Source organism: Janthinobacterium salmonicoloratum, from assembly GCF_051380845.1.
In the GTDB taxonomy this organism is placed as follows: Bacteria; Pseudomonadota; Gammaproteobacteria; order Burkholderiales; family Burkholderiaceae_D; genus Janthinobacterium; species Janthinobacterium lividum_F.
On record NZ_JBNYXV010000001.1, the window covers coordinates 893,235 to 914,685 of the forward strand.

At 60.2% G+C, this 21,451-nt stretch carries 25 protein-coding genes and 2 tRNA genes; 8 read left to right on the forward strand and 19 right to left on the reverse strand.

Features of this window, described 5'->3' with window-relative positions; all coding sequences use genetic code 11:
* Nucleotides 1-133: 133 nt before the first annotated feature.
* From ACQ4WY_RS04100 to ACQ4WY_RS04145, 10 genes are all read right to left on the reverse strand, one after another.
* Nucleotides 134-538, reverse strand: a complete 405-nt coding sequence (locus ACQ4WY_RS04100) for a MerR family transcriptional regulator (RefSeq protein ID WP_141169901.1) — start codon at nucleotides 536-538, stop codon at nucleotides 134-136.
* Nucleotides 539-548: 10 nt separating this feature from the next.
* Complete coding sequence (locus ACQ4WY_RS04105; protein WP_436502940.1) at nucleotides 549-896, reverse strand: integration host factor subunit alpha; 348 nt, start codon at nucleotides 894-896, stop codon at nucleotides 549-551.
* A gap of 170 nt (nucleotides 897-1,066) precedes the next feature.
* Nucleotides 1,067-3,493, reverse strand: a complete 2,427-nt coding sequence (pheT, locus tag ACQ4WY_RS04110) for a phenylalanine--tRNA ligase subunit beta (protein ID WP_436502941.1) — start codon at nucleotides 3,491-3,493, stop codon at nucleotides 1,067-1,069.
* 81 nt (nucleotides 3,494-3,574) lie between these two features.
* Nucleotides 3,575-4,591, reverse strand: coding sequence for a phenylalanine--tRNA ligase subunit alpha (gene pheS / locus ACQ4WY_RS04115; RefSeq protein ID WP_436473511.1), 1,017 nt, complete (start codon nucleotides 4,589-4,591; stop codon nucleotides 3,575-3,577).
* A gap of 145 nt (nucleotides 4,592-4,736) precedes the next feature.
* Complete coding sequence (rplT, locus tag ACQ4WY_RS04120; protein ID WP_010399214.1) at nucleotides 4,737-5,096, reverse strand: 50S ribosomal protein L20; 360 nt, start codon at nucleotides 5,094-5,096, stop codon at nucleotides 4,737-4,739.
* Between the two features lie 26 nt (nucleotides 5,097-5,122).
* Nucleotides 5,123-5,320 carry a 50S ribosomal protein L35 gene (gene rpmI, locus ACQ4WY_RS04125; protein ID WP_038493025.1) on the reverse strand — a complete coding sequence of 66 codons (198 nt, stop codon included), beginning with the start codon at nucleotides 5,318-5,320 and terminating at the stop codon, nucleotides 5,123-5,125.
* A gap of 227 nt (nucleotides 5,321-5,547) precedes the next feature.
* Entirely contained in the window at nucleotides 5,548-6,108 is a 561-nt protein-coding gene (infC, locus tag ACQ4WY_RS04130) for a translation initiation factor IF-3 (protein WP_205711303.1), read from the reverse strand.
* A gap of 12 nt (nucleotides 6,109-6,120) precedes the next feature.
* Nucleotides 6,121-8,028: a threonine--tRNA ligase gene (gene thrS / locus ACQ4WY_RS04135; protein WP_353656540.1), complete on the reverse strand. Its 1,908-nt coding sequence runs from the start codon at nucleotides 8,026-8,028 to the stop codon at nucleotides 6,121-6,123.
* Nucleotides 8,029-8,241: 213 nt separating this feature from the next.
* Nucleotides 8,242-8,318: transfer RNA gene (locus tag ACQ4WY_RS04140), tRNA-Val, on the reverse strand.
* Between the two features lie 79 nt (nucleotides 8,319-8,397).
* A tRNA-Val gene (locus tag ACQ4WY_RS04145) sits at nucleotides 8,398-8,474 on the reverse strand.
* 148 nt (nucleotides 8,475-8,622) lie between these two features.
* Between ACQ4WY_RS04145 and ACQ4WY_RS04150 the strand changes: the two genes are divergently transcribed.
* Nucleotides 8,623-9,087, forward strand: coding sequence for a hypothetical protein (locus tag ACQ4WY_RS04150; protein WP_436502942.1), 465 nt, complete (start codon nucleotides 8,623-8,625; stop codon nucleotides 9,085-9,087).
* Nucleotides 9,088-9,090: 3 nt separating this feature from the next.
* On the opposite strand, the gene ACQ4WY_RS04155 is transcribed toward ACQ4WY_RS04150, so the two are convergent.
* Nucleotides 9,091-10,203, reverse strand: a complete 1,113-nt coding sequence (locus ACQ4WY_RS04155; RefSeq protein ID WP_436502943.1) for an acyltransferase family protein — start codon at nucleotides 10,201-10,203, stop codon at nucleotides 9,091-9,093.
* 139 nt (nucleotides 10,204-10,342) lie between these two features.
* Here ACQ4WY_RS04155 and ACQ4WY_RS04160 point away from each other — a divergent pair, with 139 nt between their 5' ends.
* Nucleotides 10,343-11,305, forward strand: coding sequence for a M14 family metallopeptidase (locus ACQ4WY_RS04160; protein ID WP_436502944.1), 963 nt, complete (start codon nucleotides 10,343-10,345; stop codon nucleotides 11,303-11,305).
* Here the strand turns inward: ACQ4WY_RS04160 and ACQ4WY_RS04165 are convergent, their stop codons facing one another.
* Nucleotides 11,306-11,635, reverse strand: a complete 330-nt coding sequence (locus ACQ4WY_RS04165; RefSeq protein WP_436504389.1) for an SMR family transporter — start codon at nucleotides 11,633-11,635, stop codon at nucleotides 11,306-11,308.
* A 23-nt stretch (nucleotides 11,636-11,658) separates the two neighbouring features.
* Complete coding sequence (sugE, locus tag ACQ4WY_RS04170) at nucleotides 11,659-11,979, reverse strand: quaternary ammonium compound efflux SMR transporter SugE (protein ID WP_436502945.1); 321 nt, start codon at nucleotides 11,977-11,979, stop codon at nucleotides 11,659-11,661.
* 208 nt (nucleotides 11,980-12,187) lie between these two features.
* On the opposite strand from sugE, the gene ACQ4WY_RS04175 reads away from it, so the two are divergent.
* From ACQ4WY_RS04175 to ACQ4WY_RS04195, 5 genes are all read left to right on the forward strand, one after another.
* Nucleotides 12,188-12,550, forward strand: coding sequence for a DUF1304 domain-containing protein (locus ACQ4WY_RS04175; RefSeq protein ID WP_436502946.1), 363 nt, complete (start codon nucleotides 12,188-12,190; stop codon nucleotides 12,548-12,550).
* A 164-nt stretch (nucleotides 12,551-12,714) separates the two neighbouring features.
* Nucleotides 12,715-13,290 carry a hypothetical protein gene (locus tag ACQ4WY_RS04180; RefSeq protein ID WP_436502947.1) on the forward strand — a complete coding sequence of 192 codons (576 nt, stop codon included), beginning with the start codon at nucleotides 12,715-12,717 and terminating at the stop codon, nucleotides 13,288-13,290.
* Between the two features lie 74 nt (nucleotides 13,291-13,364).
* A complete protein-coding gene (locus ACQ4WY_RS04185) occupies nucleotides 13,365-14,537 on the forward strand; it encodes a helix-turn-helix transcriptional regulator (RefSeq protein WP_436502948.1) in 1,173 nt (390 codons plus the stop codon).
* A 122-nt stretch (nucleotides 14,538-14,659) separates the two neighbouring features.
* On the forward strand, nucleotides 14,660-14,956 hold the full coding sequence (locus ACQ4WY_RS04190; protein WP_353656531.1) for an ArsR/SmtB family transcription factor: 297 nt from the start codon (nucleotides 14,660-14,662) through the stop codon (nucleotides 14,954-14,956).
* 73 nt (nucleotides 14,957-15,029) lie between these two features.
* Complete coding sequence (locus ACQ4WY_RS04195; protein WP_436502949.1) at nucleotides 15,030-16,094, forward strand: alkene reductase; 1,065 nt, start codon at nucleotides 15,030-15,032, stop codon at nucleotides 16,092-16,094.
* Between the two features lie 126 nt (nucleotides 16,095-16,220).
* Here the strand turns inward: ACQ4WY_RS04195 and ACQ4WY_RS04200 are convergent, their stop codons facing one another.
* Nucleotides 16,221-16,442 (reverse strand): hypothetical protein, encoded by a 222-nt coding sequence (locus tag ACQ4WY_RS04200; RefSeq protein ID WP_353656529.1) that lies wholly within the window; start codon nucleotides 16,440-16,442, stop codon nucleotides 16,221-16,223.
* Nucleotides 16,443-16,698: 256 nt separating this feature from the next.
* Between ACQ4WY_RS04200 and ACQ4WY_RS04205 the strand changes: the two genes are divergently transcribed.
* Nucleotides 16,699-17,310, forward strand: coding sequence for a 1-acyl-sn-glycerol-3-phosphate acyltransferase (locus ACQ4WY_RS04205; protein WP_436502950.1), 612 nt, complete (start codon nucleotides 16,699-16,701; stop codon nucleotides 17,308-17,310).
* Nucleotides 17,311-17,314: 4 nt separating this feature from the next.
* Here ACQ4WY_RS04205 and ACQ4WY_RS04210 read toward each other — a convergent pair whose 3' ends face one another.
* Genes ACQ4WY_RS04210 through ureC form a run of 5 tightly spaced genes read right to left on the reverse strand, consistent with a single transcriptional unit; the run spans nucleotide 17,315 to nucleotide 21,450 of the window.
* Entirely contained in the window at nucleotides 17,315-17,875 is a 561-nt protein-coding gene (locus ACQ4WY_RS04210) for a HupE/UreJ family protein (RefSeq protein WP_436502951.1), read from the reverse strand.
* Nucleotides 17,872-18,510, reverse strand: coding sequence for an urease accessory protein UreG (ureG, locus tag ACQ4WY_RS04215; RefSeq protein ID WP_436502952.1), 639 nt, complete (start codon nucleotides 18,508-18,510; stop codon nucleotides 17,872-17,874). The genes ACQ4WY_RS04210 and ureG overlap by 4 nt, the downstream gene beginning before the upstream one ends.
* A gap of 22 nt (nucleotides 18,511-18,532) precedes the next feature.
* A complete protein-coding gene (locus ACQ4WY_RS04220; RefSeq protein WP_436504390.1) occupies nucleotides 18,533-19,213 on the reverse strand; it encodes an urease accessory protein UreF in 681 nt (226 codons plus the stop codon).
* Entirely contained in the window at nucleotides 19,213-19,737 is a 525-nt protein-coding gene (gene ureE, locus ACQ4WY_RS04225; RefSeq protein ID WP_436502953.1) for an urease accessory protein UreE, read from the reverse strand. Before ureE ends, ACQ4WY_RS04220 begins: the two co-directional genes overlap by 1 nt.
* Nucleotides 19,738-19,749: 12 nt before the next feature.
* A complete protein-coding gene (gene ureC / locus ACQ4WY_RS04230) occupies nucleotides 19,750-21,450 on the reverse strand; it encodes an urease subunit alpha (protein WP_436502954.1) in 1,701 nt (566 codons plus the stop codon).
* Nucleotide 21,451: the final 1 nt, after the last annotated feature.

Below are 21,451 nucleotides of genomic sequence, written 5' to 3' on the forward strand. Positions count from 1 at the left end.
CACTAACAAAAACGCAACATTAACATTATATTCAAAATATGGAGCACCGTATGGCAGCGTCAGCGCCAAGACGGAGCGCCCATGCAGTATAGTCAACCGGTCTCGGACAACCCCACCTATATTGGTACAAATCTTATTTTAGCAAGTTTAAAATCGCAATTAATTCATTACGTATCCACACGCGGTCCAGCGGCGCTTCCTGCGGCACGACGGGCATGGCCGGCAGCACAGGCAATTCGTCCACGATGGCATGCGATGCGCCACGGCTATCGAGCTTGTTGCGCGCGCCACTGATGGTAAAACCTTGCTCATACAGCAATTCGCGGATACGGCGTATCAGCAGCACCTCATGGTGCTGATAATAACGGCGGTTACCACGTCGTTTGACCGGCTTGAGCTGGGAAAACTCCTGTTCCCAGTAGCGCAACACATGCGGTTTGACGCCGCACAACTCGCTCACCTCGCCGATCGTGAAATAGCGTTTCGCCGGAATGGGCGGCAAGGCGATCAACTCGGTTTTACTGATGCGCTCGTTCATCGCCACTCACTCAGGCAGCACGTGCCAGCGGACTACTCTCTTCGACCATGCTTTTCAGCTTCTGGCTCGCATGAAAAGTCACGACTCGGCGCGCCGTGATGGGAATCTCTTCACCCGTCTTCGGATTGCGGCCCGGCCGCTGTGGCTTGTCACGCAACTGGAAATTGCCGAAACCGGACAACTTGACGGCCTCGCCACGCTCGAGCGCATTGCGGATCTCATCGAAAAAGGTCTCGACCATATCCTTCGCTTCGCGCTTGTTCAGGCCCACTTGCTCGAACAACAGTTCGGCCAGTTCCGCCTTGGTCAAGGTGGGTAAATCTTTTTCCGCTTCCTGGCGCACTTTGGCAACCAGCATGGCCCGATGCAGATCTGCGGCCAGTGCGGACTGCAGTACGGCGGAATCAACGTCGCTGTTATTAATTTTCCTGCCCTGCCTTTTCTGTGCGCCCGAGCCAGCCACATGGCAAGCTCGTCTACGGTTGACGACGGAAAGGCCGTCACGCAAGGCGACGGCCAGTCCGGTAATTACGAACGCAATTTCGCGTCGTGGCCCTGCTTGGCAGCATCGATCAAGACAGCCATCAGGCCATCGACGACATCGTCTTGCAGGGTGTTTTGAGTATCTTGCAAGCTAATCCGGAAAGCAAGGCTTTTTTCATCCGCTTCCAGACCTTTTCCACGATATTCATCAAATAAAACAATGGCTTGCACGATACGCGCTGCCGGGCTCGACTTGGCGGCGGCATGGAAGCTGTCGAGCAGATCCTGCACGGCCACCGATTGCTTGACGACAACAGCCAGGTCACGGCTGGCGCCAGGGAATTTCGAGATTTCCTGGTACACGGGTACGACTCGTTGCGTCAAGGCAGCGGCGTCGACTTCGAACAGCACTGGCGCCAGCGGCAAGTCGTACTTTTGCATCCAGCGCGGGTGCAGTTCGCCGATGAAACCGATGACCTTGCCATCAAGTTCCACGTTCGCCGAACGGCCAGGATGCAGGGCCGGATGTTCCACCTTGGTGAAACGCAAGACCAGCGGCGCGAACAGCGCTTCCAGATCCGCCTTCACGTCAAAGAAGTCGACCGTACGCGTAGCCTGGCCCCATTGCTCTTCTGCCACCGCACCGTAGGCCATGGCGGCCACGCGTTTTGGCTGGGCGTAGCCAGCCACCGACAAGGGGCCGTTGTCCACGCTGTCGTCGCGCTGATAGATGGCGCCCACTTCGAAGATGCGCACGCGGTTCGTCTTGCGGTTCAGGTTGTAGCGCACATTGGCGATCAGGCTGCCGATCAGCGAGGAACGCATCACGCTCATCTGGCTGGCGATCGGATTCTGCAATTTGATCGGATGCGTATTGCCCGAGAAATCGCGCTCCCATGCCGTATCGACAAAGCTCATGTTAACCACTTCCTGGAAGCCCAGGTCGGCCAGTTCATGACGTACCGCAAACAAGGAGCGAGTATTTTCCGGTGCAATCTGCATCACGTTCGCGGCCACGGGCGGCAAAGTCGGGATGTTTTCAAAGCCGTACACACGCGCTACTTCCTCGATCAGGTCTTCCTCGATCTCGATGTCGAAACGGTAGCTGGGCGACGTCACGGAAAACACGCCGTCCGCCAGGGTGAATGGCAGGGCCAGGCGCGTGAAGATATCGGCGATCAGCTCATCGTTGAGCGGCACGCCGATGACTTTCTGCGCGCGCGCCGTGCGCATCGATACGGGTTGGCGCTGCGGCAAGTTCACCACGTGGTCGTCGACAGGGCCGACGGTGGTGGCTGGCGTACCGCAGATTTCCACGATCAAGGCCGTGATGCGCTCGATGTGCTCGACGGTGGTGGCGAAATCGACGCCGCGCTCGAAGCGGTGCGCCGCATCGGTCGAGAAATTCAAGCGGCGTGCGCGGCCTTGAATGGCGTTCGGCCACCAGAATGCCGCTTCCAGGTAGATGCTGTCCGTCTCGTCCGACACCGAGCTGGCGTCGCCGCCCATGATGCCGGCCAGAGATTCGATTTCCTGGTCATCGGCAATGACACCGATCCACTCGTCGACGGCGATGGTGTTGCCGTTCAGCAGCTTCACGGATTCGCCAGCCTTGCCCCAACGCACATCGAGGCTGCCATGGATCTTTGCCAGGTCAAACACGTGGCTAGGACGGCCCAGTTCCAGCATGACATAGTTGGAAATATCGACCAGGGCCGACAGCGGACGCTGGCCGCTGCGCTCGAGGCGCTGCTTCATCCAGTCCGGCGTGGCAGCACGGGCGTTCAAACCACGGATGACGCGGCCCGTGAAGCGGCCGCACAGGTCCGGCGCGCTGACTTTCACGGGCAAGATCTCATCGCTGGAAACAGGCACGGTGCGGAACTGCGGCACATTCAGGGGCACGCCCGTCAACGCCGACACTTCGCGCGCCACGCCCAGCACGGACAGGCAGTCCGCCTTGTTCGGCGTCAACTTGATGGTGAATTTCAAGTCGTTGAGCGCGAAATAATCGCGGAAATTCTGGCCAATCGGCGCGTCGTCCGGCAATTCCATCAAGCCGGCGTTTTCTTCCGACAATTTCAATTCGCGCGCGGAGCACAGCATGCCTTGCGACTCGACGCCGCGCAGCTGGCCCACCTTGATTTCAAACGGTTTGCCGTCGGCGCCAGGCGGCAGCACGGCGCCCGCCATCGCGCAAACGACTTTCAAACCCGGGCGCACATTCGGCGCGCCACAGACGATGTTGAGCATGGTGCCCGTGCCGACATCGACTTGGCACACATTCAGGCGGTCCGCATTCGGATGTTTTTCTATCTCCAGGACCAGGCCTACCACCACGTTCGAGAACGGCGGGGCGACAGGATCGACGTCCTCGACTTCGAGACCGGACATGGTCAGCAGATGGGCCAGTTCGTCCGAAGTCATCTTCGGATCGACCATGGTACGGAGCCAGTTTTCGGAAAATTGCATAATCAAGCTTTCAAATGTTCAATACGCGAGCATGCAAGGGCACGCTCCAGCGCATCGAGTGACATGGAATAATGAAACGCCTTAGTTAAACTGCTTGAGGAAGCGCAAATCTCCCTCATAGAACAGACGCAGGTCGTTGATGCCGTAGCGCAGCATCGTCAAGCGTTCCAGGCCGGAGCCGAAAGCAAAACCGATGAATTTCTCGGGATCGAGGCCGAAGTTCTTCACCACGGTCGGATGCACCTGACCAGCGCCCGACACTTCCAGCCAGCGGCCCTTCAAAGGACCCGAGCCAAAGGCGATGTCGATCTCGGCCGACGGTTCCGTGAACGGGAAGTACGAAGGGCGGAAACGCACCTGCAAATCGTCCGTCTCGAAGAAAGCCTTGACGAAGTTCAGGTACACGCCCTTCAGGTCGGCAAAGCTGATGTCTTCGGCGATCCACAGGCCTTCGACCTGGTGGAACATCGGCGAATGGGTGGCGTCGCTGTCGACGCGGTAGGTGCGGCCCGGCGCGATGACCTTGATCGGCGGCGTATGCGTGCGCGCATAGCGCACCTGCATCGGGCTCGTGTGCGTGCGCAGCAGCAAGGGCTTGCCATCGGTGTCGTTGCCATCGATGTAGAAGGTATCGTGCATGGAACGGGCCGGGTGGTTATCCGGGCTGTTCAGCGCCGTGAAGTTGGTCCAGTCGTTTTCGATTTCCGGGCCGTCGGCCACGTCGAAACCGATCGAGCGGAAGATTTCCTCGACCCGCTCCCACGTACGCGTCACGGGATGGATGCCGCCGGGCATGCGGCCACGGCCTGGCAGAGTCACGTCGATCGCTTCGGCGTTCAGACGGCCTTGCATCTGGGCATCAGCCAGCGCATCACGACGCACCGTCAGCGCGTCTTCGATCTGCACTTTGACGGCGTTGATCAGGGCGCCCTGCGCCTTGCGCGCGTCCGGGTCCAGCTTGCCCAGGCCCTTCATCATTTCAGTAATCTGGCCAGTCTTGCCCAGGTAGCGGGCTTTGGCGTTTTCAAGTGCGGCAGCGTCTGCGGCGGCGATAAAGTCAGCCTGGGCCGAGACGACGAGTTCTTCTAGGGAGTTCATGCGGCATTTCCTGTTTTGGACATCAATCCTGGACTCAGTTATCTAAAATCCAACAATCAAAAACGGAAACGGGGCATAAGGTTCACACCCCTGCCCCGCTCTTTATGACGTCACCCTACGGATGACGTTGTGCAATAACCGATGCTTACGCAGCGATTTTTGCTTTAACTGCGTTGACAATCGCAGCGAATGCTGGCTTGTCCATCACAGCCATATCGGCCAGGACTTTACGGTCCAGTTCGATATTTGCTTTTTTCAAGCCGTTCATGAATACGCTGTACGTTACGCCATGCTCACGGGAAGCGGCGTTGATACGGGCGATCCACAGGCGGCGGAAAACGCGTTTCTTGTTGCGGCGATCGCGGTAAGCGTATTGGCCAGCGCGCATAACTGCTTGCTTGGCAACACGGTATACACGGCTGCGGCGACCACGGTAGCCTTTAGCTTGAACAAGAATCTTTTTATGACGGGCACGAGCTGTAACCCCACGTTTTACTCTAGGCATAGTAACTCCTTAAATTGAGTGTGAGATTAAGCAGTCGGCATCATGCGCATGACGGATGTGACATCCGATGCGTTGATGTTACGGGTACCGCGCAACTGACGTTTGTTTTTGGTGGTTTTCTTGGTCAGGATGTGGCGTTTGAACGCGTGACCCGACTTGACTGTTCCACCTGGACGCACGCGAAAACGTTTTTTCGCGGAGCTTTTGGTCTTCATTTTAGGCATAGCAATCTGTCCTCTTACGGACAGCTCCATTTATAACAGGATTGCAGGTGGCAACACGACGCTGCGCTTAGATGCCTGCTTTCACATGTTGTGCAGCGGATGCGAGTCCACTACAGTTCACGCGGCCCGGACATTGCTGACCGGACCGCGCAAATTCTGCCTGGAATCTAGTGTCACGCCAATGCAGGCACAAACCACATCGATCCACAGTAAAACGCTATTGTAGCTTACTTCTTCTTCTTAGGCGAAAGAACCATGATCATTTGGCGGCCTTCCATCTTCGGGAACTGCTCGACCTGGCCGTACGGCTCCAGATCGGCTTTCAGACGTTCCAGCATGCGGAAGCCAATATCCTGATGCGCCATCTCACGACCGCGGAAACGCAAGGTGATCTTGGTTTTATCGCCATCTTCGAGGAACTTGATGAGATTACGCAACTTGATATTGTAGTCACCATCATCAGTCCCCGGACGGAATTTGACTTCCTTCACGAGGATGATCTTTTGCTTCAATTTGGCTTCGTGAGCTTTCTTTTGCTCCGAATACTTAAATTTGCCGTAGTCCATCAAACGGCACACCGGTGGCTGCGCGGTAGGCGCAATTTCCACCAGGTCGACGTTTGCCTCTTCCGCCAGGCGGAAGGCTTCAGCCAAACTTACGATACCGAGTGGCTCGTTATCGACCCCGCTTAAACGCATTTCAGGGGCAGTGATTTCGCCATTGATGCGATGTGACTTGTCAGTAGCTATTGTAATTTCCTTTAAAAATCTTGTAAGACGGTCGTGCAGCGAGTTTCCTCGTCAGGCCTTGGTGTCGACTTCATGTTTGAGTCGCTCAATCAGGGCATCGACGGACATGACGCCCAGATCGACATTGCCCCGCGCCCGCACGGCCACTGTATTCGCATCCCGCTCTTTGTCGCCAATTACTAAGATGTAAGGCAATTTTTGTACGGAATGTTCACGTATTTTATAGGTAATCTTCTCGTTACGCAAATCAGCCTGTACGCGCAGCCCCGCTTTGCGCAGTTTTGTTGTAACTTCCTGTACGTAGTCAGCTTGAGCGTCGGAAATATTCAACACCGACACCTGCACCGGCGACAACCACAACGGCATGGCGCCCGCATAGTGTTCGATCAGGATGCCGATAAAACGTTCCAGGGAGCCGACGATCGCGCGGTGCAGCATGATGGGCACCTGGCGGGTATTATCGACGGCCACGTATTCGGCACCCAGACGGCCCGGCATCGACGGGTCGATCTGCACGGTGCCCACTTGCCATGCGCGGCCCAGGCTGTCTTTCAGGTGGTATTCGATCTTCGGACCGTAGAACGCACCCTCGCCCGGCAGTTCCGTCCATTCCACGCCACAGGCGCGCAGGGCCGAACGCAGCGATTCCTCGGCAAAATCCCACGACTCTTCCGTGCCGATGCGGTTATCCGGCCGCAAGGCTAGTTTCACATCGATATTCGTAAAGCCGAAAGCCGTGTACACATCCATGGCCTGCTGGTGGAAAGCCGTCACTTCGCCGGCGATCTGCTCTTCCAGGCAGAAAATGTGGCCATCATCCTGCGTAAAGCCGCGCACGCGCATCATGCCGTGCAAGGCGCCCGACGGTTCGTTGCGGTGGCATTGACCGAACTCGCCGTAGCGCAATGGCAGGTCGCGGTAGCTGCGCATGCCATTGTTGAAGATCTGGATATGGCCAGGGCAATTCATCGGCTTCAGCGCATAGGCGCGGTTTTCCGATTCCGTGATGAACATGTTTTCACGGTAATTGTCCCAGTGACCGGTTTTTTCCCACAGGCCACGGTCAAGAATTTGCGGCGCCTTGACTTCCTGATAGCCATTGACCTGATACACATTGCGCATGTATTGCTCGACTTGCTGCCAGATCGACCAGCCTTTCGGATGCCAGAAGATCAGGCCCGGCGCTTCCTCCTGGAAATGGAAGAAATCGAGCTGCTTGCCCAACTTGCGGTGATCGCGCTTTTCCGCCTCTTCCAGGTTGTGCAGATACAGCTCCTGATCTTCCTTCTTGGCCCAGGCCGTGCCATAGATACGCTGCAGCATCTCGTTTTTCGAGTCGCCGCGCCAGTAGGCGCCAGCCAGCTTCATCAGCTTGAACACTTTCAACTTGCCCGTCGATGGCACGTGCGGGCCACGGCACAAGTCCGTGAACTTGCCTTCGGAATACAGCGACACTTCCTGGTCGGCCGGAATCGAACCGATCAACTCAGCCTTGTACGCTTCGCCGATGCTCTTGAAGTAGGCGATGGCTTCGTCGCGCGCGACAACCTTGCGCGTGACTTGCTCATCCTTCTTGGCCAGCTCCGTCATTTTCTTTTCGATCGCCGTCAAATCTTCCGGCGTGAACGGGCGCTTGTAGGCGAAGTCATAGTAAAAGCCGTTGTCGATCACGGGACCGATGGTCACCTGTGCGTCGGGGAACAATTCCTTGACGGCATACGCCAGCAAGTGGGCCGTCGAGTGACGGATCACTTCCAGACCATCGGCGTCCTTGTCCGTCACAATCGCCAGTTCCGCGTCTTGCTCGATCAAATAGGAGGTGTCGACCAGCTTGCCGTCGACCTTGCCGGCCAGAGCAGCCTTGGCCAGGCCGGTACCAATATTGGCCGCAACCTGGGCCACGGTGACCGGGCCGTCAAATTGACGGGCGGAACCATCGGGAAGTCGGATTGTAAGCATATTGATCTCCATATCGGCGCTGGCGCCAGGTAAAACTGCAATGTGTGATGGGTAAAATAACTGAAAGGAAAACGCAGACGCAAAAAAACGCGGACTAGCCGCGTTTTTCACTTTCTTGAGACAAAGGAAACCCGTTCGACTAGCGTCACTCCCAAAGCTTGGTAGTAGTTCGCGGTGTCATAACCGGTTTTACCTTTCTCTCTAACTGCATTCTGGTGGGCGGTGAGGAATTCGAATCCCCGACCCCTTGGATGTCGACCAAGTATTCTAACCAGCTGAACTAACCGCCCGTAAAACTTTTGTTGATCATTGTATTTCAAATGACCGCTTGCGGCTTGCGCCAGCTTAAAACCATCTACTGCTAAATTCTGGTGGGCGGTGAGGAATTCGAATCCCCGACCCCTTGGATGTCGACCAAGTATTCTAACCAGCTGAACTAACCGCCCCGAAGACCAGCATTATAGAGAGGCTTTCCCAGAATGACAAGGGCTGTTTTACAGGAAACTTTAATCTGTTTTTCATCCGCTTCCCGGGCGTCAGCCCCCTTTATATAGAGTAGGCCCGGCGCACGCGGAATGCCGCTAGAATCGCGGCATGAACTCCACCATATTAGCCTGGCTGAAAACCCTGAGCCGCCTCTGCGGTTTTGAAACGGCCGACTCCTTCCCGCCCGGCCACCCGTATGCGCGCACGCGCTGGGAAGCCGCGTATTTCGATATCGCCTCCGACGTGAAGCCGGACGAGATCGAACGGCGCCTGTGCGCGGCCATTACCAACACGCCGAGCGTCTTCGCCTACATCACCAATCCCACGCCGCGCATGCAGCGCGCGCTGCTGAACGTGATCCACGACCGGCTGCGGCGCCAGCCCGGCGCGGGCGCCACGGACCTGGTCTTGCTATTGATCAATGCCTACGCCAGCGACCACATCACGGAAGCCGTGCCCGGCTTGCGCACCCTGATCTTCAACACGGAACATGAGGACACGAATCTGCGCGTGCATGCCATCCTGGAGTTACTCGTGGGTACGCCACGTGGACTGGACGTCATCGACATGTAATCGTCACGCATGATTAGCGGGAACGTAGCGCGCCCGCAAGCGCATGAACGGCGTTTCCACCAAGCTATATAAGAGCCAGCCCGTGGCGATGCTGACAGCGATACTGACCAGTATCGCCGGCGCACCGTCCGGCCCGTAGCCAAAGTCTTGCAAAAAAGGACGCAGCAGAATGCACAGTTGCTTGTGCAGCAGATAAATCGCATACGACCACAACGCCAGGCTGGCCGCGCCAGGCACGCGCAGTTTATAGAGCACACTGCCGGGGCTGAGTGCCGCAATCAGCAATAAAGTAAAACTGGCCGCCAGGGCCGGATAGCCAAACACCGTCACCCAGTAACCATAGTGATCGGTGAGAAACACATAAAATATCAGCGCCGTAGCAAAGATCCCCACCAGCAAGGCGCGGTTGCCATACGAGGTCAGGCGCAGCCAGGCGCCCGGATGGTAGTTTCTCAGCAGCGCCAGCGCCACGCCCGCCACCAGCTCGTCGAAGCGGCACCACGACGCGTAATAAATGTATTTGTAATAGCCAAGGCCGCCGCGCGGCACTTGCACGTATTCATCCCACAGGGAGGCGCGCACCAGCATGCCAACGATAAAGCTGGCGGCCACGGCCAGCCATGCCCACAGCAGCGACTTGCGGCAGGCGGCAACAAGCAAGGCCACGGCCGGCAGCAGCACGTAGAACTGCTCTTCCACGCAGAGCGACCAGGCATGCGAAAACGCCGTGCCCGGCGTCAAATTGATGTTCTGCGTAAACGTCAGGAATTTCCACAGCGGCAGCAGCGCGCTGTCGCCGCGAAACGCGGGCCATAAATAATACAGGGCCAGCACGGCATAGAAACTGGGCAAGGTGCGCAGGAAGCGCCGCGCATAGAAATGGAGCAAGGAAAAGCCGCGTTCGCTACGCAAGGATGCGAATATCTGGTTGCCAATCAGGTAACCGCTGAGAGCAAAGAACAGGTCCACACCTGTCCAGCCGATTTCTCCCCAGAAACCAAACGCCCCGCCCTCGCTGACGAACAGCAAATAATGGTTCATGAAGACGAGCACGATGGCCAGCGCGCGCAAGGTGTCGAGGCCAGGCAGGCGCGAGGAAGATGAAGATGACGACATGGATATCAGCAAGGAAAAACAACGGTGGCGCCGATCATGCCATGCCGGACGTTGCCACGGCCAACTTTTTGCAGGCGTCCACGGCGAATCCCGCTAAAATATGCCGACCCCGCTTTCCCTTCCCGCAACAGCATAGGATATGTCCAGCATGAGCAGCGCACTCCATTTCAAATCCATCAACTACACGGGCCAGGGCAGCGGTCCGCGCCTGATCGTCACCGGTGCCGTGCACGGCAATGAAACCTGCGGCACCAAGGGCATCCACCGCGTGATGGCTGAACTCGACAGCGGCGCCCTCTCCATCGTGGCTGGCAGCGTCACCTTCGTGCCCATCACCAACCCGCTCGCTTACGCCAAGGGCGTGCGCAGCGGCGACCGCAACCTGAACCGCAACCTGTTCCCGAACGACAATCCGCAGGATTTCGAAGACCGCATCGCCAATTGGCTGTGCCCGTTGCTGGGCCAGCACGACGTGCTGCTGGACTTGCACTCGTTCAATGCCGAAAGCCAGCCTTTCGTCATGGTGGGGCCGCGCAACAACGACGGCCCGCTGCAACCGTTTCAACATGAGGACAAGGAGCGCGCACTGGCACGCCGCCTGGGCGTGCGCCGCTTCGTCGACGGCTGGCTGCATGCGTATGGCCAGGGCGTGCAGCGCCGCCTGGGCAATAGCGATCAGGTGGGCCTGGTCTTGCGTTACGGCGTGGGCACCACCGAATACATGCGCTCGACGGACGGTTACGCCTTGACCCTGGAATGCGGCCAGCATGCCGACCCTGCCGCACCGGATGTCGCTTACCGCGCCATCATGAACACGCTGGCATTCCTCGGCTTCATCGATGCGCCGCAACCGGAAGCCATCGCCGACGCCGACATGGAAGCGCTGAACATGGTCGTCGTGCACGACAAGCTCGATGCGGGCGACCGCTTCATCAAGACCTGGTCCAGCTTTGACAAGGTCAAACAAGGTGAACAGATTGGCGTGCGCGCCGATGGCACGCCCGTGACGGCCGAATTCGACGCCTACATCCTCTTCCCCGACGTCAACGCGGCGGCGAATGCCGAGTGGTATTACCTGGCGCGGGTTGCCAGCAGCTTTTGATTAGTGACCGACGGACTTTGAAAACAAGTTAATGACCAGCACGCCGGCAATGATCAGCCCCAGGCCGATCAGGGCCGGCGTATCGAGGCTTTGCTTGAACCAGAACCAGCCGACGGCGGAGATGAGCACGATGCCCACGCCCGACCAGATCGCGTAGACGATGCCGGTAGGAATGACCTTCAAGGTCAGGGACAAGCACCAGAAGGCGATGCTGTAGCCTACCACGGTGATGATGCTGGGCCACAAGCGGCTGAAGCCGTCCGATGCCTTCAAGGCGCTGGTGGCGATGACTTCGGCGATGATGGCGATGGCCAGGTAGAAATACGTCATGGCGAGGCTCATGCTTGCATCCTTTATTGTGGACTCAGCAGTTTCAAGCCCAGGATACCGGACACGATCAGGGCGATGCACGCGATGCGCGCGGCGCTGGCCGGTTCGCCCAGTACCATGATGCCAAAGATGGCCGTCCCAACGGTGCCGATGCCCGTCCAGATGGCGTAGGCCGTGCCCAGCGGCAAGGTGCGCAAGGCCAGGCCCAGCATCACCACGCTGCCCACCATGGAAATGGCCGTCAGCACGGAGGGCACGAGGCGGTTAAAGCCGGCACTGTATTTAAGGCCGATGGCCCAGCCAATTTCCAGCAAACCCGCCAATACCAGAATGATCCACGCCATAACTTCTCCCGAGGCGGCAGGGTCGTCCCCGCCATGCAGCCCCGTCATCGAGCGGGGTCGTCCCCGCAGGAGCAAAGGGAAAAGTATACCATTGGGTGAAAAGTCTTGCTCCAAGCACACTATCGCTAGTGCCGCTGCTCTAATCGAAAGTTGCCAAAAAACAGGCACTTGGCAGCATAATTGCCGCATCTACTCATTCTCGGAAACAATGATGCTACTTCTGGCCCAAATCCTTACCGCCCTCATCCTGCTGCTGCACGTCTACATCGTGCTGCTGGAAACCGTGCTGTTCGATGCGCGCGGACGCAAGGTGTTTGGCCTGTCGAAGGAGAAGGCGGAGGTCGTGCGTCCCGCCATGTCGAACCAGGGTTGTTACAACGGCTTTCTCGTCGCCGCGCTGGCGCTGGGCTTTTTTCACCCGGACGCGGCCATCGCCCATGCGTTTACCGTGTTCGGCCTGGCGTGCATCGCCGTGGCCGGCGTGTGGGGCGCAGCGACCGTCATGACGCGTATTCTCTACCTGCAAACAGTGCCTGCCGTCATCGCCTTACTGCTGTTCCACTTCGCATGATTTCTGCCGGGGTGGCCAGCCGGCCGCTCCTCCCCGCTCCGCACGCGCTGCGCATACCCCAAATGGGTGATGTTTCCAAAAAACATGCCCGATACAATTCCTTGTAGCAATAAAAAAGATACCACCAGACACATGGTGGCAAATCACAGTCCACAGGGGAAATCATGCAAGCACATCCAACCACCTTTGCCGTCACTTTGCTCGGCTGCCTCATGCTGTCCGCCTGCGGTGGCGGCGGCAGCGACGACAGTGGCTCGGGCAGCGGCTCCACCAGCGCCAGCGGCGGCACCTCGTCAACCTGCCAGTACAGCAATCTGATCAGCGATGCGGAACGCAAACAGGCCAGCGCCTGCGGCATCCAGGTATCGGGCAACTACACCCAGGCGGACTCGGGATACGATAGCCTCGTTTCCGCCTGCAAGCAGGGCGACAAAGCCAAGGCGGATGCCTACTACAGCGGCACGTACCAGAAAATGGTCGACTATGCGCGCAGCGTGAGCAAGGAACTCGGTTGCGGGCAAAACAATGGCCCCACCTTGCCCAACAACACCGCAGCAAGCAACTACAATTTCTGTGTCAAAAGCACCACCGTCAATGGTAAGCTCAGCTATGAAGGCACTTGCTACGGCCCCGTCAAATCCGGCGAAGGCGGCTGCGGCAGCGGTTATAACTATGTGAGTCAGTACGCTAGCCTCAGCACGTGCACCTCCGGCGGCAAAAGCTGGCTGGAATCGCGCTAAGGAAGTCGGGCGGCCGCAGCGAAGGCCGCCCCCAGATGTGTCTTGTCCACCGCTTGCCGCCATGAGGATCGCCAATGACGCCATCGCTCGCCGTCGCCAGCCAGGCGCTGATTACCCTGATCTACGAAGCGGCCACGCGGCATGGCGCCTGGTCGCAATTCCTCGCCGCCTTCGCACAACAACTGAAGTCGCACGCGGGCTTGATCTGGGCCAATGATTTCAGCAACCGCCAGGTCGACGTCCAGCTGCCAGGTAGCGGCCTGTCCGCCATCTATGGCTTCGAATCGGATGCCATGGCCAGCTTTGCCAGCTATTACGGCGCGCGTAATGTCTGGCTGGAAGACGCCACCCTGCACCGCGAAGGCGCCGTCGTCACCGGCTCCATGCTATTTCCCGACCATTGCCTGAAGAAAACCGAATACTGGACGGACTGGCTGCGCCCGCAAGACATCTTTTATACTGCGGCGGCCATCGTCGAATTGCGCGCCGAGCGCTCCACCAACGTCACCGTGGTGCGCCGCGAACGGGCCGGCGCCTACGAGGCGGGCGAGCTGGCGCTGATCCGCAGCCTGATGCCCCATCTGCAAACGGCCTTTGCCCTGCAGCGCAAGCTGCGCCGGCTGGAAGTGCTGTCCCAGAGTTCCACCCAGGTGCTGGAATTGCTGCCATTTGGCGTGCTGTTGCTCGACGCCACGTCGCAATTGTTATACGCCAACGAGCGGGCGCTGGCCATGACGGCTTCGACGCGTTTACTGCAGCTACGCGAAGGCGCGCCCCTGTATTGCCCGCGCGAAGCGGACAACGGCGCACTGCGGCGCATGCTGCACGAGGCAGCCCAAACGGGTACGACGGCGGCAGGCGGCCCCGGTGGCGTGCTTAACCTGAACGGCTTGACGGGAGAACAGCTACGCCTGCGCGTCACGCCCCTGCCCTCCTGGCACAGTCCGTTCGGCTCGGCCAGCGCCATTGCCGTGTTCCTCAGCGACAGCAGCGACCTGATCACTTCCCTGGCGGCCACCCTGCGCAATTTCTATGGCATGACGGTGGCCGAGGCACGCCTGACGGAAGCGCTCGTCAACGGCTATTCCTTGCAGGAATATGCCGAACGCCAGCGCATTTCCATCCACACGGCGCGCACCCAGATCAAGAGCGCCACCGCCAAGGCCGGCGCCCAGCGCCAGGTGGACCTGGTGCGCATCGTGCTGACGGGCCCTGCTGTGCTACAGCGCAATCCCCTCCCCGCCTGAGCCTTCAAAAACGCGCGCCGCCGGCACGTTTTTCATTTATATCGTAAGATGACGATATTAGAATTTGGAAAGCACGATATATACATCGCTGAAAGGCGAATTATATGTTCAGGAGAAACAACATGGATATCGACGCCATCCACAAGGCGCTGGCCAATCCGGTGCGCCGGCAGATTTTGCAATGGCTCAAGGAGCCGCAGCAGTACTTCCAGGAGCAGGAGCACCCGCTGCACCTGGGCGTATGCGCCGGCCTGATCGACCGCCGCCTGAACCTGTCGCAATCGACGGTCTCGGCGCATCTGGCCAGCTTGCAGAAGGCAGGCCTGATTTCGGCAACCAAGGTGGGCCAATGGAGTTTCTTCAGCCGCAACGAAGCCACCATCGCGGCCTTTCTCGACCACATGCAGCAAGGTTTATAGATAGGCTTATAAATAAGCACTACCGTCGCACTCCCTTCACATTGACGCCTGACCGGCACTCACAAGGAAAATCATGGCAACTTTATTCGATCCCATCACCATTGGCAGCCTGCAACTGAAAAACCGCATCATCATGGCGCCGCTGACGCGTTCGCGCGCAGGCAATCCGGGCCGCGTGCCCAACGCCCTGATGGCCGAGTACTACACGCAACGCGCTTCGGCCGGCATGATCATCTCGGAAGCGACGGCCGTCACGCCGCAGGGCGTGGGCTATGCCGACACGCCAGGCATCTGGTCCGAGGAACAGGTAGAAGGCTGGAAACACATCACCCGGGCCGTGCATGACGCTGGCGGCCTGATCGTGCTGCAACTGTGGCATGTGGGCCGCATTTCCGCCCCCGTCTTCCTCGATGGCGACTTGCCCGTGGCGCCCAGCGCCATCAAGCCGGCCGGCCATGTCAGCCTGCTGCGTCCGAAACAGGAATTCGTCACGCCGCGCGCACTGGACGCGGACGAACTCCCCGGCATCGTGGCGGCCTACCGCCTTGGCGCCGAGAATGCGAAGAAAGCGGGCTTCGACGGCGTGGAAATCCATGGCGCAAATGGTTATTTGCTCGACCAGTTCCTGCAAGACAGCACCAACTTGCGCACCGACAACTACGGCGGCTCGATTGAAAACCGCGCCCGCCTGATGCTGGAAGTGACGGACGCCTGTATCGACGTATGGGGCGCGGACAAGGTCGGTATGCACCTGGCGCCACGCCGCGACGCGCACGACATGGGTGACTCGAACCCGCGCGCCACCTTCGGCTATGTGGCACGCGAGCTGGGCAAGCGGGGCATCGCCTTCATCTGCGCACGCGAAGCACTGGGTGACGACCGCCTTGGCCCATACCTGAAGCAGGAATTTGGCGGCGTGTACATTGCCAACGAGAAAATGGACAAAGCGGCGGCCGAAGCCCTGCTGGCCAAGGGCGAAGCCGATGCCGTCGCCTTTGGCTTGTGGTTCATCGCCAACCCCGACCTGCCCATCCGCCTGCACAGCGACGCGCCCTTGAATCCCCTGAACCCGGATACTCTGTACGCGCCGGATGCGGCCGGCTACACGGACTACCCGGCCCTGGCGGCACAAGCCTGAACGGCACCCTGAAAACCTCCTGAGCGGTACTGTGCTGCTCATCCCCCGACGGCGGACGCAACGATACCAGCGCAACTGACTGCGTGACGATCACAGCGCCCGCCGCTTCACTGCCGTTCCCCACCTTCAGCGCCATCGGCGCCGTGCCGGCCGGGCCGGACGACGCGCCTGCACGCTGCTGAAGACGCGACGGATCACCTCGACCGGTACGGCGTGCTCGCGCAAATAGGCTGTCGCCACCGTCCGCCCCAGAGTGTGATGGAAAGCGACGCCCCGCTCGACGAGCTCGGCCATCACTTTGTCCGTTCGCACATGCTCCCCATTTACTTCGTCGATGCTGTTTTTCATGCCATCGCTCCCTGTCGGGTGGATCAACACTGCATCAAGTTTTGACCACTTTGTGCACATTTAGTGCCCGACGCAGTGACAAAGCATCGTTAAAATAGCGACAGCGACAGCAACAGCCCCGACACCGCATGAATAGCGGCCTCGGCTGCTTGTCGCCATCGCCAGCCCCGTATAGAATGCCTGCGCAGAATTTTTGCTTCAAGGAAAATGGCCACCAGCGCCATCCCATTAAGAACAGTGTCACTGAAGGGTATCAATGGCCGATTTATTTGTACAAGCGGGCGACTTGCCGACCTGGCACCAGCGTTGCGCGCTGCGCGTGCTGCACCTGTTCGGCTGGCGCATGCGCTTTCGCCCCTTGCCGGGGCCGCGCGGCATCGCCGTCGTCTACCCGCACACGTCCAACTGGGATTTCATGGTAGGCCTGTTCGGCAAATGGGCGCTGTCGCTGCCGTTCCGCTGGCTGGCCAAGGATTCCCTGTTCCGCGGCCCGATGGGCAAGGTGCTGCGCTACCTCGGCGGCGAACCCGTCGACCGCAGCACCACCAGCGGCACGATCCAGCGCCAGGCCGAACGCATGCTGGCCGCCGACTGGTACTGGCTGGCCATCACGCCGGAAGCGACGCGCAGCTACCGTCCGAACTGGAAAAGCGGCTTTTATCACCTGGCCGTGGCCGCCAAGGTGCCCTTGCTGCTGGTGTATATCGACTATCCGAACAAGGTGCTGGGCGTCGTCGACCATTTAAATTTAACGGGCGACAAGGATGCCGACATGGCCGCCATTGCCGCCGTGTATGCGGGCCACCAGGGCTTGCATCCTGAAAAGGCGGCGCCCATCGTGCTGTCCGACAAGCGCCCTGGCGCTTAAACGATTAAGCAAGCCCCATCAGCACCACGCCGGCAGCCGTCAAGGCCACGCCGGCCAGGCGCAACACGCGTTCGGCCAGTACCTGGCCGATGAAACGTCCCGCACACAGCAAGGTGGCCGAGGCCAGCATGAAACCGCACGCGGCCGAGGCGGCGGGCAATTCCTGGCCATGCGCATTGCCATGCGCCAGCGCAAACACGCCCACCAGACCCATGCCGAGCCAGTTCGGCAAGGCCAGCGCCAGCGCGATGGCCAGCCCTACCAGCGCCACCGTGGCGGCGATACCCGTTTCCAGCCCGGGCACCGTCAAGCCCGCCATGCCTGCCAGCGCACCTAGCAGCATCATGCCGAGAAAAGTGGCGGGCTGGGCCCAGCCGCGGCGCTGCTGGCCGCCCCAGAGCCCCACACCCAGCATGGCCAGCAAATGGTCGATACCCGTGAACGGATGGGCAAAACCGGCGAGGAAGCCGGCGCTCTCGCCATGACCGGGGTGGGCCATGGCGGGCAAGGCCAGCAGGTACAGCGTCGCCACGGCGGCTGTCTTCTTCATCAGTCTTGCAGTCATTGCAGCTCCTTGCCTGGTTGATCGAGCAAACCTTGCTCACGGATAAAGTCGATGACGACCTGCACACCATCGCCGCTGCGCAGATTGGTAAACACGAAGGGGCGATCGCCGCGCATGCGTTTGGCGTCCTGCGCCATCACGTCCAGATTGGCGCCCACGTATGGCGCCAGGTCCGTCTTGTTGATGATCAGCAAATCGGAACGCGTGATGCCGGGCCCGCCCTTGCGCGGGATTTTTTCGCCGCCGGCCACGTCGATCACGTAAATGGTGAGATCCGACAATTCCGGGCTGAAGGTGGCGGCCAGATTATCGCCGCCCGATTCGACCAGGATCAAATCGAGATTCGGAAAATCGGCTTGCATGCGCGCGATGGCTTCCAGGTTGATGGACGCGTCTTCGCGGATGGCCGTGTGCGGGCAGCCGCCCGTTTCCACGCCCATCAGGCGCTCGGCCGGCAAGGCGTCCGCGCGCAGCAGGATTTCCATGTCTTCCTTGGTGTAGATGTCATTCGTGATGACGGCCATGTCGTAGCGTTCGCGCATGCCCTTGCACAGCATTTCGCACAGCGCCGTCTTGCCCGAGCCGACGGGCCCGCCGATGCCCACGCGCAGCGGATTGGAGGTGATCGATGTCATTTTTGCTCTCTCATAGAATGATTCAGGAACGGTACAGGCGGCTGTACTGCACTTCGTGCCGCATCGACAGCAGCGACAGGCCGGGCGTCCAGTTGCCCATCTCGTCGTCTTGTAAGGTTTGCGCCGTGAGGGCCGCCGCTTCCAGGTCCGGCCGCAGCGACAGCAGCAGGCGCTGGCCCGCCACCTGCCCCAGCGGCACGGATTTCACGCAGACGAGCACCTGGTTTTCCGCCCAGGCGAACAGCATGGCCAGCAGCGCTTCCTCGCGCGGAATGGCCAGTGCCGCCACGGCGCAGGCATAGGCCGTGGGCAGGGCAACTTCCAGCTGGCCCTGCAACATGTCGATCAAGACGCCGTCGGCCACGCCCAGCTCGGCCAGCAGCTTGGTCAATGAATAGCCCATCTGGATGGTCTCGGCGCGAAATTCCGCCGTGTCGCGCGAGGCGATGAAGCGCTCGCTCCAGCGCTGCACGGCGCACAGATCCTGCGCTTCGAACGCTTTCATCAAGCGCCAGCACAGGGGCGCTTCCCAGCGCGCCACGACCTGCGCCAGATGCTGGGCGATCCACTCGCGCGCCGTGGCCGCATCGTTCACCAGGCTAGACTCCAGCGCCGCTTCCAGCCCCTGCGAATAGCTGTAGGCGCCGATCGGCAGGGCCGGGCTGGCGAACTGCAGCAAATGCAGCAGGGCCGATGCCTGCATCATGCGGCGCCTGGGGTATCGCTGGGGCGGTGGATTTTCTGCCGCAGCGGCACGGGTGCCAGCAAATGCTGGCCGTGGCCGTCGTGGTGGCCATGGCCGCCGCCGTACGCGCCCGCTTCCGGCTCGAACGGCGCGCTTTCTTCCGTCACAGTCGCCTGCAAGCCTTCCAGCATCTCCTTCAGCACCGCGTCCTTGCGGATGCGCAGAAAACCGTCGCCCACCTGCGCCTGCGTGTGGCGGTTCCCCAGGTGAAAAGCGCAGCGCAGCAGGGTATGCGCGTCCAGGCAGCGCACCAGGTAAGTCGGCTCGCGTGCGGCGACGATCTGCACCACCTGCCCTTCCGGCCCCGTCATGCGCTCGCCGTCGCGCAGCACCGTGCCGCGCACGGTGAACACGGCCACGTCGTCGCCATTCGACAGCACGGCGCGCAGCCGGCATTTTTCGCGCTGGTCGTAGGGCAGCGTCAGTTGCGCAAACGGTGCGCGCTGGTCCTCTGGCCCCAGCTTGGTATGCAAAGTGAGCATGATATCTCCTGCTTAAAATAGAAAATAGCGCTGCGCCATCGGTAGCACGGCCGCCGCCTCGCACACGAGCAGCTGGCCGTCGGCGCGCACGGCATAGGTTTCCGGGTCCACTTCCATGTGCGGAGTGACGCTGTTATGGATCATGTCGTGCTTGCGCAAGCCGCGCATATTCTTCACGGCGATGATGGATTTATTCAGTTTCAACTGGTGGCCGATATCGAGGTCGTAGGCCGCCTGCGAGACAAAGGTGAACGACTTTTTCAGGCCGCCGCCAAAGGCGCCGAACATCATGCGGTAGTGCACGGGCTGCGGCGTGGGGATCGACGCGTTCGGGTCGCCCATCTGCGCGGCGGCGATCATGCCGCCCTTTAAAATCATCGACGGCTTGACGCCGAAGAAGGCCGGCTTCCACAGCACGAGGTCGGCGATCTTGCCCGCTTCGATGGAGCCGACCACGTGCGATATCCCATGCGTGATGGCCGGGTTGATCGTGTACTTGGCGATGTAGCGCTTGGCGCGGAAGTTGTCGCTGCGCGCCGTGTCGGGCGCCAGCGGTCCCCGCTGCACCTTCATCTTGTGCGCCGTCTGCCAGGTGCGCATGATCACTTCGCCGACACGCCCCATGGCTTGCGAGTCGGACGACATCATGGAAATGGCGCCGATGTCGTGCAAAATATCTTCTGCGGCGATGGTTTCGCGGCGGATGCGCGACTCGGCAAAGGCCACGTCTTCGGCAATGGCCGGGTCCAGGTGGTGGCACACCATCAGCATGTCCAGGTGCTCGTCGAGCGTATTGACGGTGAAGGGCCGCGTCGGGTTGGTCGACGAGGGCAGCACGTTGGCCTGCCCCACGGCGGCGATGATGTCGGGCGCATGGCCGCCGCCCGCCCCTTCCGTGTGGAAGGTGTGGATGGTGCGGCCCTTGAAGGCGGCCAGCGTGTGTTCGAGGAAGCCGCCTTCGTTGAGGGTATCGCTGTGCAGCGCCACCTGGATATCCATGCGGTCGGCCACCGACAGGCAATTGTCGATGGCGGCCGGCGTGCTGCCCCAGTCCTCGTGCAGTTTCAGGCCGATGGCGCCCGCGCGCACCTGCTCTTCCAGCGGCAGCGGCAAGCTGACGTTACCCTTGCCCATGAAGCCCAGGTTCATGGGAAACGCGTCGGCCGCTGCCAGCATGGCGTGCAGATGCCACGGCCCCGGCGTGCAGGTGGTGGCTGCCGTGCCGACGGCAGGCCCTGTGCCGCCGCCCAGCATGGTGGTCACGCCGCTCATCAGCGCTTCCTCGATCTGCTGCGGGCAGATGAAATGGATATGCGTATCGACGCCGCCAGCAGTGACGATCAGGCCTTCACCGGCGATGATCTCGGTGGCGCCGCCGATGGGTAGCGTCACGCCGGGCTGGATGTCCGGGTTGCCCGCCTTGCCGATGCCGAAGATCAGGCCATTTTTCAAGCCGATGTCCGCCTTCACGATGCCCCAGTGGTCGAGGATGACGGCGTTCGTGATGACGGTATCCATCACCTCGGCCGCGCAGCGCTGCGACTGGCCCATGCCGTCGCGGATCACCTTGCCGCCGCCGAATTTCACCTCTTCGCCGTAGATCGCATAGTCATGCTCGATCTCGATGAACAATTCCGTGTCGGCCAGGCGGATGCGGTCTCCCTTGGTGGGGCCGAACATCTCGGCATACGCGCTGCGGGGAATGCTGGCCATC